The organism is Peribacillus sedimenti (assembly GCF_046237635.1).
Lineage (GTDB): Bacteria > Bacillota > Bacilli > Bacillales > DSM-1321 > Peribacillus > Peribacillus sedimenti.
Genome location: NZ_CP143547.1, coordinates 2,073,339 through 2,087,057 on the forward strand (window position 1 = coordinate 2,073,339; position 13,719 = coordinate 2,087,057).

Sequence of the window (13,719 nt, forward strand, 5' to 3'; positions counted from 1 at the left end):
AAAACGAGGAGGATTCCTAAATGGCTATTAGTGCACAAATGGTTAAAGAATTACGTGAAAAAACTGGTGCGGGCATGATGGACTGCAAAAAAGCACTTACTGAAACAAATGGTGATATGGAGGCAGCGATCGATTTCCTTCGTGAAAAAGGGATCGCTAAAGCGGCAAAGAAATCTGACCGCATTGCTGCAGAAGGTACAACTTACATCCTTACTGAAGGCAATGAAGCCGTTATTATTGAAGTAAACTCAGAAACAGATTTCGTTGCTAAAAACGAAGGCTTCCAGATTCTTGTAAAAGAATTAGCTGCCCATCTTTTAGCAAACAAGCCTGCTTCCGTTGAAGAAGCAGCTGGACAAACTATGGATAATGGTGCAACAGTAGAATCTCATATTAATGCAGCTGTTGCTAAAATCGGAGAAAAAATTTCTCTTCGCCGTTTTGAAATCCTTACTAAGGGCGACAATGATGCATTTGGTGCATACCTTCACATGGGCGGAAGAATTGGCGTTTTGACACTTGTGGAAGGAAGCACTGATGCAGATGCAGCGAAAGACGTTTCTATGCATATCGCTGCTTTGGCTCCAAAATATGTTTCCCGCGACCAGGTTTCTGCTGAAGAAATCGAGCGTGAGCGTGAAGTTCTTACTCAACAGGCTCTTAACGAAGGAAAGCCTGAAAACATCGTTGCTAAAATGGTGGAAGGCCGTATCGGCAAGTTCTATGAGGATATTTGCGTAGTTGACCAGTCTTTCGTTAAGAATCCTGATGTGAAAGTTGGACAATTCGTAGAATCTAAAGGCGGAAAAATCAAGTCATTCGTACGCTACGAGGTAGGAGAAGGTATCGAGAAGCGTGTTGATAACTTTGCTGAAGAAGTTATGAACCAGGTTAACAAAGGCTAATCGATCCCATTGACCAAAAATCGCAAAAATAGGGAACACTTACGTGTTCCCTATTTTTGAACGTATTTCTTAACACAATCTTTTCCTTAAGATCAATCAACCAGACGCACACCTGGAAAAAGAAAAAAGAATACATATGTGGAGGTTCTCATGAGTAGCGCGAAATATAAACGTGTAGTATTAAAACTGAGCGGAGAGGCTCTAGCGGGTGATGAAGGATTTGGCATCAACCCATCGATCATAAAATCCATTGCAGAGCAGGTGAAAGAAGTCGCCGAACTCGGGGTGGAAGTTGCTGTGGTAGTAGGCGGCGGAAATATATGGCGGGGCAAGATTGGCAGTGAAATGGGGATGGATCGTGCAAATGCTGATTACATGGGCATGCTCGCAACTGTCATGAATTCCCTGGCACTTCAGGATAGCCTGGAGCAGCTCGGTATTGAAACACGCGTTCAAACTTCAATTGAAATGAGACAAGTGGCAGAACCTTATATCAGGCGCAGGGCCATCCGCCATCTTGAAAAGAAGCGGGTTGTAATTTTTGCGGCTGGTACAGGAAACCCATACTTCTCCACTGATACAACTGCAGCCCTCCGTGCTGCGGAAATCGAAGCAGAAGTAATCCTGATGGCAAAAAATAATGTAGATGGTGTATACAGTGCTGATCCGTACAAAGATAAAAACGCCAAGAAATATGACGAACTCTCATATTTGGATGTGCTTAAAGAAGGGCTGGAAGTCATGGATTCTACTGCTTCATCCCTATGTATGGATAACAATATACCATTGATCGTTTTCTCGCTGATGGAAAAAGGAAATATTAAACGTGCAGTTCTGGGTGAAACGCTTGGAACAATCGTAAGGGGGAAATAATAATGCCGAAAACTGTTATATCAGACGCTAAAGCAAGAATGGAAAAAGCAATCAATGCTTATACAAGGGAGCTAGCCAGCATTCGTGCGGGCCGTGCAAGCGCATCGCTGCTGGATAAAATAACAGTGGACTACTATGGGGCTCCTACTCCAATCAATCAGGTTGCGGGTGTTTCTGTACCTGAAGCCCGTATGCTGGTTATTCAGCCATACGATAAAACAATTTTAGGTGATATTGAAAAGGCGATCTTAAAATCAGATTTAGGCCTAAACCCTTCGAACGACGGTTCGATTATCCGCATTGTCATTCCTGCCCTGACTGAGGAACGCCGGAGAGAGCTGGCTAAAGTAGTGAAAAAAGAATCAGAAGAGGCAAAAGTGGCAATCAGGAATATACGCCGCGATGCCAATGATGACTTGAAAAAGCTTGAGAAGAACGGTGAAATTACTGAGGACGACCTCCGTGGGTATTCTGATGATATTCAGAAAATCACGGACAGTCACATCAGCAAGATTGAGGATATCACAAAAGATAAAGAGAAAGAAATCATGGAAGTATAATCAATTTGATGAAGCAGAACTAAGAGGCCACTGGGGGCAGGATATCGGGTCAATGTAAATGGCAGAAATGCATTGAGATCATGTTTGATCTTTATGTGTTTCTATACGCTTTGGCCGGATTCTTCTTTCCGGGTGCCTCTTTTTTATTGCTGTGCTCACACCAACGGCAAGACTTGAAAATGTCTTCTATAAACCGCTGCTTTTTCATAATAATAATAGGAGCGGGCCGATTTTTTTGGTATCATTATATAAGTTCTATGCTTATCCTCATACATAACAGTTAAGTATATGAGCACATATATAGAGAACAACCTATTGGGGGACAAACGTATGTATTCAATATGGAAGCGTTGGTACAAGAAAAATGCTTCTTCTAATGCGGACTACGACAGGATTCAGAAAATAAAACAATCTGAAGTTCCGCAGCATATCGCCATAATTATGGATGGAAACGGGCGCTGGGCCAAAAAAAGAGCACTGCCTCGTGTCGCTGGCCATCATGAAGGCATGAAAGCGGTACGCAGAATAACAAGGCTGGCAAACCAGCTAGAAGTATCAATCTTGACTGTTTATGCGTTTTCAACAGAGAATTGGAAGCGTCCAAAGAGTGAAGTCGATTATATAATGAATCTGCCCCAGGAGTTTTTAGGCACCTTTTTGCCTGAGCTGGTAGCCGAAAATGTACAGGTGAAAATGATTGGGGAGCCGGAAGGTTTGCCTGTCCATACACTTGGAGCAATTAAACGTGCAATGGAAGAAACAAAAGAAAATACCGGTCTTATACTTAATTTTGCACTTAATTATGGGAGCAGGGCGGAAATACTATCTGCTGTAAACAAGCTAGTTGCAGATTCTAAAGATGGTGTAATTGGAGAAATCACAGATGATATTTTTTCAAAGTATTTAATGACTAGTGAATTACCAGATCCAGATTTGCTAATCAGGACAAGCGGTGAAATAAGGCTGAGCAATTTCATGCTCTGGCAGGCTGCATATTCAGAGTTTTGGTTTACTGACGTCTTATGGCCGGATTTTAGTGAAGAACATCTGATGGAGGCTATCGAAGTATACCAGAATCGCTCCAGAAGATATGGCGGTGTCTAGTTGAGAAGGCGAGGAAAAAGGATACATGAAACAACGAATTATCACGGGAGTCGTGGCGGCGGCAATATTTCTGCCGTTGGTTATATTAGGGGAACTTCCCTTTTTGGTCCTTGTGTATTTACTAGGGACCATGGGATTATATGAACTATTAAGAATGAAGCATCAAAAGCCGGGTTCATTTCCTGCGATTATATCATTTATTTTATTATGGCTGTTGATGGTCCCGCAATCATCAAATAATGGTTGGCTGCAGTTTGCATTTGATAAAACGGAAGTAGTGCTGTGGGGTGTATTGCTGTTATTACTCTGCACGGTTCTTTCGAAAAACCGCTTCAACTTTGATGATGCCGGATTTTTAATTATATCGGTATTATATGTGAGTATGGGATTCTTTTTTCTGTATGAAACCCGGGCTGCAGGCCTAGTGTATGTTTTCTTTGTTTTATTCACGATATGGGCCACTGATTCGGGTGCGTACTTTTTTGGGAAGGCTTTTGGGAAAAGGAAGCTATGGCCTGAGATAAGCCCCAATAAAACGATCGAAGGCTCCATTGGCGGCATTATAAGCGGTATAATTGTTGGATTACTCTTCTTCTTTCTGGCAGAATGGGATTATTCATTATCCGAAATTATTTTGATTAGTATCCTGATCTCCATCTTCGGTCAGCTGGGTGACCTTGTCCAGTCTGCCTATAAAAGGCATTACGGTGTAAAGGATTCAGGGACATTGCTGCCTGGACACGGAGGGATCCTGGACAGGCTAGACAGTTTGATTTTTATTTTGCCGATCTTGCATCTGCTGAACTTGATTGGCGGTTAAAATCTTTCGGATAAATGATGTCAGTCGAAGGAACAAGAATCTTGATAAAAACCAGGAGTTGAATTATCTTGAAGTATATCAGCCTTTTAGGGGCGACCGGTTCTATAGGCCGGCAAACGGCAGAAGTGGTAAGGGAGCATCCCGACCAATTCCGGATTGTTGCATTATCGGCAGGAAAGAATATTGGGCTGATCACGGAATATATCGAAGAGTTTAATCCCGAATTAGTTTCTGTCCAAAATAAGGAAGATTATGAAGCGTTGCAAAGCCAATTTGCTGGGCGAAATATAAAGTTTCATTGGGGAGAAGAGGGATTAGTTGAAGCGGCTGTTTATGACAAGGCCCAGGTCCTTGTTAATGCCGTAATCGGAAGCGTGGGATTATACCCAACGCTTCAGGCTATTTCCGCTAAAAAAGATATCGCGATCGCAAATAAGGAAACATTAGTTACCGCAGGGCATCTTGTTATGTCGGAAGCGAAAAAAGCGGGTGTAAAACTCCTGCCTGTCGATAGCGAGCATTCAGCCATTTTTCAGGCTCTGCAGGGAGAACAGCATAAGAATATAGAACGCCTGATTATTACCGCCTCGGGTGGGAGCTTTCGCGACAGGACAAGAGAAGATCTTAAAAATGTCACTGTTGAAGAAGCACTGAACCATCCAAACTGGTCAATGGGAGCAAAGATAACAATTGATTCTGCTTCCATGATGAACAAAGGCCTGGAGGTAATAGAGGCTCACTGGCTTTTTGACCTGCCTTATGAGAAAATTGATGTTCTTCTGCATAAGGAAAGCATCATTCACTCCATGGTAGAATTCCATGATTCCAGTGTGATGGCTCAGCTGGGGACACCGGATATGAGGGTGCCTATCCAATATGCACTTACCTATCCGGATAGATTGCCATTGTCGTCTTCTTCAAGATTAAATTTAGCACAGTTAGGCCGCCTTCATTTCAGCGAGATGGATTTTGGCCGGTATCCAGCTTTGAAGCTGGCTTATGAGGCGGGGAAAATGGGCGGAACGATGCCGACGGTGTTGAATGCAGCCAATGAAGAGGCCGTCGCTGGCTTCCTTTCCGGGATGATTTCTTTTCTTGACATAGAGGCATTGATAGAAGATGCACTGTCAAATCATGATGCAATAATCGATCCAGAGCTTTCGGTCATTCAGGAGATTGATTTGGAAACACGTAAATATATCAAAACATTATTGAAACAGAGGTGATTGGCACGTGCAAAGCTTGCAGACAGTGTTTGCGTTTATTATTATTTTCGGGGCACTTGTCTTTTTCCATGAATTAGGCCATTTATACTTTGCCAAACGAGCAGGAATCCTGTGCAGGGAATTTGCGATTGGAATGGGACCCAAGGTTTTTACCTTCAAAAGAAATGAAACTGTCTATACGATTAGGCTGCTACCCATTGGGGGTTATGTACGAATGGCCGGAGAGGACGCAGATTCTGTTGAGATAAAACCTGGCCACAGGGTAGGATTGCTTTTCAATAGTGAGGGCCTCGTATCCAAAATCATTCTGAATAATAAAGACAAGTATTCTGATATTCGGATAGTGGAAGTAGAGCATGCCGACCTGGAGCATAAGCTTGTAATTACAGGCTTTGAAGAAGGGGAAGATGAAGCTGTAAAAAGCTTTTCGGTGCATGAAAAGGCTGTAATTGTAGAAGATGGCACTGAAAACCAGATAGCCCCATACAACCGCCAATTTGTATCGAAATCCCTTGGACACAGGGCCATAACGATTTTTGCAGGGCCGATGATGAATTTTATTTTAGCATTTATCATCTTCCTCATAATCGGTTTGTTCCAAGGTGTTGTTGTTGACGAAGCAAGACTTGGACAGTTGACAAAGGATGGTGCAGCCATTGCCGCAGGTCTAAAAAAAGGCGACGTTGTTCAATCAATTGACGGCAATGAAGTTTCTTCCTGGATGGATGTACAGGAAAGCATCCAGCAGAATCCTGCAAAAGAAATTGAATTTGTAGTAGAACGTGATGGAAAGACTCTTGCTATACCTGTCACCCCAAAAGAAGTGGAGAGAGAAGGCAATAAAATTGGGATCATTGGGGTTTATGCGCCGGTTGAAAAATCCCCGATCAAAGCTATTTCATATGGTTTCACAGAAACCTATAATTGGACAAAGCAAATTTTTGTCATGCTGGGGCAGCTGGTAACAGGGCAATTTTCTATCGATGCACTATCCGGTCCTGTAGGAATATACAAATCCACGGAAGAAGTAGCGAAAAATGGATTTTTCACACTGATGAAGTGGGCTGCAGTTTTAAGCATTAACCTGGGAATTATGAATCTGCTGCCAATCCCAGCTTTGGATGGCGGAAGATTATTATTCTTTGCTGTTGAAGCATTAAGAGGAAAACCAATTGACAGGCAAAAGGAAGGGCTTGTCCACTTTATCGGATTTGCTTTACTTATGCTCCTGATGATTGTCGTCACCTGGAATGACATCCAGCGTTTCTTTTTGAATCAATAGTAAAAACGCGGCAGCCGGAGGACAGGTCTTCACTGCCGCGTTTTTGAAAGCTTGTACTGTAAAGGACTCTTAGGTATAATTTGAAATAACTCGGCATGTTTAACAGGCGCCTAACTGAGCGCTTTTATTTGTTTACATAGAGAGAGTAATATGAAGAGGTGCAATAATGAGACAAAGTATGACATTGATTCCTACGCTTAGGGAAGTACCGGCAGATGCGGAAATAAAGAGCCATCAGCTCTTGCTGAGAGCCGGATTTATAAGGCAAAATTCAAGCGGGGTATACAGCTTTCTTCCTCTTGGAAAAAAGGTGCTTCAAAAAATCGAAGCAATTGTCCGTGAAGAAATGGACGAGGCTGGCGCTGTAGAATTATTGATGCCTGCATTGCAGCAGGCGGAATTCTGGCAGGAATCAGGCAGATGGTACACTTATGGACCTGAATTAATGAGGCTTAGGGATCGTAATGAACGCGAATTTGCTTTAGGGGCTACACATGAAGAAGTGATTACAAGCCTAATCCGGGATGAAGTGAAATCATATAAGCGGCTGCCGCTGACATTATATCAAATCCAGACGAAATTCCGCGATGAGAAGCGACCTCGTTTCGGGCTGCTGCGAGGCCGTGAGTTCATTATGAAGGATGCTTATTCCTTTCATTCAAACCAAGAAAGCCTTGATGAAGTATACCAGCAGTTATTTACAGCATATTCAAATATATTCCGCCGCTGCGGCTTAGATTTCCGTGCGGTTATAGCCGATTCAGGAGCAATGGGCGGAAAGGATACACATGAGTTTATGGTGCTTTCAGACGTTGGGGAAGATACGATCGCATATTCAGATACCTCTGATTATGCAGCCAACATTGAAATGGCTCCAGTAAATGCAACATATGAAAAGAAACAGGAAGCGGAACGCGAGCTTGAAAAAGTTCAGACCGCAGGCCAGAAGACAATTGATGAAGTGTCATCCTTCCTTAATGTGGAAGCAGCGGATTGCATTAAATCCCTGCTATTCAAAGTGGACGAAAAATATGTACTGGTTCTTGTACGTGGAGACCACGAAGTGAATGATATCAAGTTAAAGAATTTATACGGGGCCGCAGTGGTAGAATTGGCCGAAGCAGCGGAAACGAAAGAAGTTCTCCAATGTTCAGTTGGTTCACTCGGACCGATTGGCACTCCGGAAAATGTTGAAATTGTGGCCGACCATGCTGTCAAATATATCGTGAACGGGATTGCAGGAGCCAACGAAGAGGATTACCATTACGTAAATGTGAACCCTGAACGTGATTTCCAGGTATCCCAATTTGCTGACCTTCGTTTCATTCTTGAGGGAGATGCATCGCCAGACGGACAAGGCCATATCCGGTTTGCAAAAGGAATAGAAGTTGGACATGTATTCAAACTGGGAACCCGATACAGTGAGGCGATGAATGCAGTATATCTAGATGAAAACGGCAGGACTCAGCCTATGATAATGGGCTGCTATGGAATTGGTGTGTCTAGAACCCTGGCTGCTGTGGCGGAACAGTTCAATGATGAAAAAGGGCTTGTATGGCCGGCGGATCTTGCTCCTTATCAGATTCATTTGATCCCAGTCAATGTAAAAGATGAAGAACAGTCAGCCCTCGCTGAGAAGCTATACTCCGGTCTTCGACAACAAGGATATGAAGTTCTGCTAGATGACAGACAGGAACGTCCAGGAGTGAAATTCGCAGATTCCGACTTGATCGGTATACCTGTCAGGATTACTGTGGGCAAGAAGGCTGGCGAAGGCATCGTCGAATTAAAGCTGCGCACTACAGGCGAAGTGCTGGAAGTCAAGGAAGACTCTTTGCCAGAGCAATTACGCAGCATATTTTCATAAAGTAAGTAAAGGCATCAGGCTTTTGATGCCTTTTTTTTTGGCAATTAGAAAATGGCAATCCGAGCCCCATTTGTTCATAATTACTTGTCCACTTCGGACCCTGCCATATTGTCTGCGCTGCAGCCAATGCTGGTTCATCTGAAACTATTGATTAGGTATATATTTGTGTCTGTCGATTCGAAGGCGGTTATGATATACTAAACATTGAAATTAAGACTAACTGACTCGGCGAGCATAATAGCATTCACATGTTTCAACTATTGCTTTTTGCTAACGAGCGCCGATCGACCCGCATATCATAGGAAGAAAGAGAGGGGCCTGACAATTACATTAGTCAGGCCCCGTGCGGTGTCGTTTGACCGCATAATATTTCTGTCGAAGTGTGTCAGTTACATTATATATTTTAATAACATCAACATACGCAACACTTTTTTTAGATGGGAGAGAGCGGAATTGAGCGGAAATCCGAATAGTGGAAAAGAGAGATTCCAACTCTTGCTCCAGCAGCTTGGTCTAACAGACGATGCTTTTGTAAAATATGTTTACGGTGGAGAAATTGGAAAGCTATCGATAGAAAGAGAGTCTAAAAGCTGGCATTTTATATTCAATCTGCCTCAGCTGGTGCCCTGCAGTGTGCATACCAGGCTGGCAACCCAGCTGCAGGCTACGTTTGCCCATATTGCAAAAATATCCTTCAGTTTGCACGTTTTAAATCCCCAGGTCACAGAAGAGATGATCAGGGATTATTGGAAAAATTGCATTGGTCAATTAGAAGGGATTTCACCGGCACTTTTGTCGCTATTACATGAGCAGGACCCGAAAATTACCGGGCATAAAATCATTGTCCAGGCACGGAATGATGCTGAAGCCGGACAACTTAAGCGCAAGTATTCAGGAATTATCTCAAATATATATCAGAACTTCGGTTTCCCGCCTCTCAGCCTTGATGCGGAAGTTTCACAAACCAATACTTCCCATGGTGAGGAGTACCAGCAATTCCTGGCGCAAAAACAGCAAGAAGACGAGGCCAGGGCGCTTGCTGCCATTACGGAAATGCAGAAACAGGAAAGCCAGAAATCTGCGGAAGATGAACATGATGGCCCTGTAAAGATTGGATATACCATTAAAGATGATGCGGATTTCAGAAGGCTTGAAGAAATTGTCGATGAAGAACGCAGGATTGCTATTGAAGGATATGTCTTTGATGCAGAAATCAAGGAGCTTCGAAGCGGGCGGACACTGCTCACCTTCAAGATTACAGATTATACAAGCTCCTTACTAGTCAAGGTATTTTCCCGCGATAAAGAGGATGCTTCAATATTGGCACGAGTTAAAAAAGGGATGTGGCTTCGTGCTCAGGGAAGCATTCAAAATGACACCTTTGTCCGCGATCTGGTCATGATGGCAAATGATATTAATGAAATATCCAAGGCGGGAAGAATCGACAAAGCTCCCGAAGGAGAAAAACGCGTGGAGCTGCACCTTCATACTCCGATGAGCCAGATGGACGCAGTAACGCCTGTTTCAACACTAGTAGCCCAAGCGAAGAAATGGGGCCACAAAGCAATCGCGATTACTGACCATGCCGGGGTCCAGTCCTTTCCAGAAGCATTTTCAGCAGGGAAAAAGAATGATATAAAGGTAATTTATGGCGTGGAGGTTAATCTGGTGGATGATGGGGTGCCAATTGTCTACAATGATAGCCATCGTCTGCTTGAAGAAGACACATATGTTGTATTTGACGTAGAAACGACCGGTCTTTCTGCAGTATATGATACTGTAATTGAGCTGGCTGCAGTGAAAATGAGGGGCGGCGAAATTATCGATCGGTTTGAATCTTTTGCTGATCCGCATCATCCTCTTTCAGCTACAACAATTGAATTGACCGGAATTACTGATGATATGGTATCAGGTGCACCGGAAGTGGATGAAGTTATGGAAAAGTTCAGGCAATGGGCTGGAGATGCCGTGCTTGTGGCCCATAATGCCAGCTTTGATATGGGCTTTTTGAACGTCGGCTATAAAAAGATCGGCCATCCTAAGGCGGATAACCCAGTTATCGATACGTTGGAGCTTGCTAGATTCCTTTATCCCGACATGAAGAATCACCGGCTTAACACACTCGCCAAGAAATTTGATGTAGAGCTGACACAGCACCACAGGGCCATATATGACGCCGAAGCAACGGGATATTTGCTACTCAAAATGCTTAAGGATGCAAATGAAAAGGGGATCATGTACCACGACCAGTTCAATGAACATATGGGTCAGGGTAATGCATACCAGCGTTCAAGGCCATACCATTGCACTTTGCTTGCTCAAACTGACGTTGGCCTAAAAAACCTTTTCAAGCTGGTCTCCATATCAGCGATAAATTACTTTTACCGTGTTCCAAGAATCCCTCGTTCACTGCTCCAAAAGCACCGGGAGGGAATCCTTGTCGGCTCGGGCTGCGATAAGGGAGAAGTATTTGAGGGAATGATGCAAAAACCATTTGAAGAAGTCATTGAGATAGCAGAATTCTATGACTATTTGGAAGTACACCCGAAAGATGTATACCAGCATATGATTGAAATGGAATATGTTCGGGACGAGCGCTCTCTTGAAGGTATAATCTCCAATATCATCAAGCTTGGAGAAAAATTGGATAAGCCAGTTGTAGCTACAGGTAACGTCCACTACTTGGACCCCAATGATAAAATTTACAGGAAGATACTGGTTAACTCGCAGGGCGGGGCCAACCCGCTTAACCGGCATAAACTCCCTGATGTACACTTCCGCACTACAGATGAGATGCTGAAGGAATTCGAGTTCCTGGGACCAGAGAAAGCGAAAGAAGTCGTAGTAATCAACTCAAACAAGATTGCTGACATGATAGATAGCATTAAACCCATTAAGGATGATCTGTACACACCAAAAATCGAAGGTGCCGACGAAGAGATGCGGGAAATGAGTTATGCCATGGCAAGGAAGATCTATGGTGAAGAGCTTCCTGAAATCGTTGAGGCCAGGCTTGAAAAGGAATTAAAAAGTATTATTGGCCATGGATTTGCGGTTATCTACCTGATTTCACACAAACTGGTGAAAAAGTCGCTTGATGACGGTTATCTGGTAGGCTCCCGTGGTTCTGTCGGATCTTCTTTTGTTGCAACTATGACGGAGATTACGGAAGTGAACCCTCTGCCGCCGCATTATGTATGCCCAAGCTGCAAGCATTCCGAATTTTTTAATGACGGTTCTGTCGGCTCCGGTTTTGATTTGCCTGATAAGGATTGTCCGGAATGTGGCACTAAGTATAAAAAAGATGGTCATGACATCCCATTCGAAACCTTCCTTGGCTTCAAGGGGGATAAGGTGCCGGATATCGATTTGAACTTCTCGGGAGAATACCAGCCAGTGGCGCATAACTACACTAAGGTACTGTTTGGCGAGGAATATGTATACCGTGCTGGGACGATAGGAACTGTAGCGGAAAAGACGGCATATGGCTATGTGAAGGGCTATGCCTCGGACAACAACCTTCACCTCAGGGGAGCGGAAGTAGATAGGCTTGTTGCCGGCTGTACCGGAGTGAAGCGTACTACTGGACAGCATCCAGGCGGAATTATCGTTGTGCCGGATTACATGGATATTTATGATTTCTCGCCAATCCAGTTCCCGGCAGATGACAAGACATCAGAGTGGAAGACCACTCACTTTGATTTCCATTCCATTCACGATAACCTGCTGAAGCTGGATATTCTAGGGCACGATGATCCTACCGTAATCAGGATGCTGCAGGATTTGAGCGGAATCGATCCAAAGACAATCCCGACAGATGACCCTGAAGTCATGAAGATCTTCAGCGGTACGGAATCACTTGGCGTCACTGAGGAGCAGATCATGTGCAAGACGGGTACGCTTGGCATTCCTGAATTTGGGACACGCTTTGTACGGCAGATGCTTGAAGATACAAAGCCGACGACGTTTTCGGAACTTGTCCAAATTTCAGGCTTATCCCATGGGACAGATGTATGGCTGAGCAATGCCCAGGAATTAATTTATAATAAGATCTGTACTCTCAGCGAGGTTATTGGCTGCCGTGATGACATTATGGTTTACCTGATCTATCAGGGACTTGAGCCGTCACTTGCTTTCAAGATCATGGAGTCTGTCCGTAAAGGGAAGGGGCTTTCAGAGGAATTTGAAGCTGAGATGAGAAAAAATGAAGTCCCTGAATGGTATATTGATTCGTGTAAAAAAATAAAATACATGTTCCCGAAGGCTCACGCTGCTGCATATGTTCTAATGGCGGTGCGTATTGCTTATTTTAAAGTTCATTTACCATTGCTGTACTATGCAGCATATTTCACCGTCCGTGCCGAAGATTTTGAATTGGAAGCGATGGTAAGGGGTTCACAGGCAATAAAGGCGAAAATAGAAGAAATCAATTCAAAAGGCCTGGATGCCTCAACGAAAGAGAAGAATACCCTGACCGTACTGGAACTCGCCCTTGAAATGTGCGAAAGAGGCTTTTCATTTAATAAGGTAGACTTATATAAATCGAGTGCCTCAGAGTTTATCATTGAAGATAACACATTAATACCGCCATTTAATGCGATACCTGGCCTTGGTACAAACGCCGCCCTAAATATTGTCCGGGCAAGGGAGGGTGGAGAATTCTTATCCAAGGAAGACCTTCAGCAACGTGGGAAAGTTTCCAAGACCATCATGGAATATCTGGATAAGCAGGGCTGTCTTGAATCTTTGCCCGACCAAAACCAGCTATCTCTGTTTTGATGGAGCCTTTCATGATATTTGCATAAAATTTAGGATTATGGTATATTTTTATTGGAAATACTAAGATAACCAATGGCAAGAGTGGGGAAACCCACTCTTTCGTGTTGTTATTGGCTAATTTTATGAATCTGCACGATATGTGATCCTACCTGAATTCAGCCATCAGTTCAGGGCGTGAATGGAGCTGGCTCGCGTATCTCTTTATTTGTCCTGAAGGAAGCCAGGCACAAGAGGAATGAAACGCGGCCGGTTTACTGTTGCGCAGGAAATGGCCTATATGCAAGAAGGGCAGCAAATAAAAAC

Annotated in this window: 9 protein-coding genes; all 9 read left to right on the top strand. The window is 43.7% G+C overall.

Features of this window, described 5'->3' with window-relative positions; genetic code table 11:
- Window positions 1-20 precede the first annotated feature (20 nt).
- The 9 genes from tsf (at window position 21) to V1500_RS10245 (ending at window position 13,416) form a co-directional block, all read left to right on the top strand.
- Window positions 21-905: a translation elongation factor Ts gene (gene tsf / locus V1500_RS10205; RefSeq protein WP_409305452.1), complete on the top strand. Its 885-nt coding sequence runs from the start codon at window positions 21-23 to the stop codon at window positions 903-905.
- 150 nt (window positions 906-1,055) lie between these two features.
- Window positions 1,056-1,778, top strand: a complete 723-nt coding sequence (gene pyrH / locus V1500_RS10210; protein WP_409305453.1) for a UMP kinase — start codon at window positions 1,056-1,058, stop codon at window positions 1,776-1,778.
- 2 nt (window positions 1,779-1,780) lie between these two features.
- Complete coding sequence (gene frr / locus V1500_RS10215) at window positions 1,781-2,338, top strand: ribosome recycling factor (protein ID WP_409305454.1); 558 nt, start codon at window positions 1,781-1,783, stop codon at window positions 2,336-2,338.
- Between the two features lie 330 nt (window positions 2,339-2,668).
- The gene (locus V1500_RS10220) at window positions 2,669-3,442 is read left to right on the top strand and encodes an isoprenyl transferase (protein ID WP_409305455.1); all 774 of its coding nucleotides are present in this window, start codon (window positions 2,669-2,671) and stop codon (window positions 3,440-3,442) included.
- A gap of 25 nt (window positions 3,443-3,467) precedes the next feature.
- Entirely contained in the window at window positions 3,468-4,262 is a 795-nt protein-coding gene (locus V1500_RS10225) for a phosphatidate cytidylyltransferase (protein WP_409305456.1), read from the top strand.
- A 68-nt stretch (window positions 4,263-4,330) separates the two neighbouring features.
- On the top strand, window positions 4,331-5,488 hold the full coding sequence (locus V1500_RS10230; RefSeq protein WP_409305457.1) for a 1-deoxy-D-xylulose-5-phosphate reductoisomerase: 1,158 nt from the start codon (window positions 4,331-4,333) through the stop codon (window positions 5,486-5,488).
- 16 nt (window positions 5,489-5,504) lie between these two features.
- Window positions 5,505-6,770, top strand: coding sequence for an RIP metalloprotease RseP (gene rseP / locus V1500_RS10235; RefSeq protein WP_409305962.1), 1,266 nt, complete (start codon window positions 5,505-5,507; stop codon window positions 6,768-6,770).
- Window positions 6,771-6,936: 166 nt separating this feature from the next.
- Window positions 6,937-8,637 carry a proline--tRNA ligase gene (locus tag V1500_RS10240; RefSeq protein WP_409305458.1) on the top strand — a complete coding sequence of 567 codons (1,701 nt, stop codon included), beginning with the start codon at window positions 6,937-6,939 and terminating at the stop codon, window positions 8,635-8,637.
- A 453-nt stretch (window positions 8,638-9,090) separates the two neighbouring features.
- Window positions 9,091-13,416, top strand: coding sequence for a PolC-type DNA polymerase III (locus V1500_RS10245; RefSeq protein ID WP_409305459.1), 4,326 nt, complete (start codon window positions 9,091-9,093; stop codon window positions 13,414-13,416).
- Window positions 13,417-13,719 lie beyond the last annotated feature (303 nt).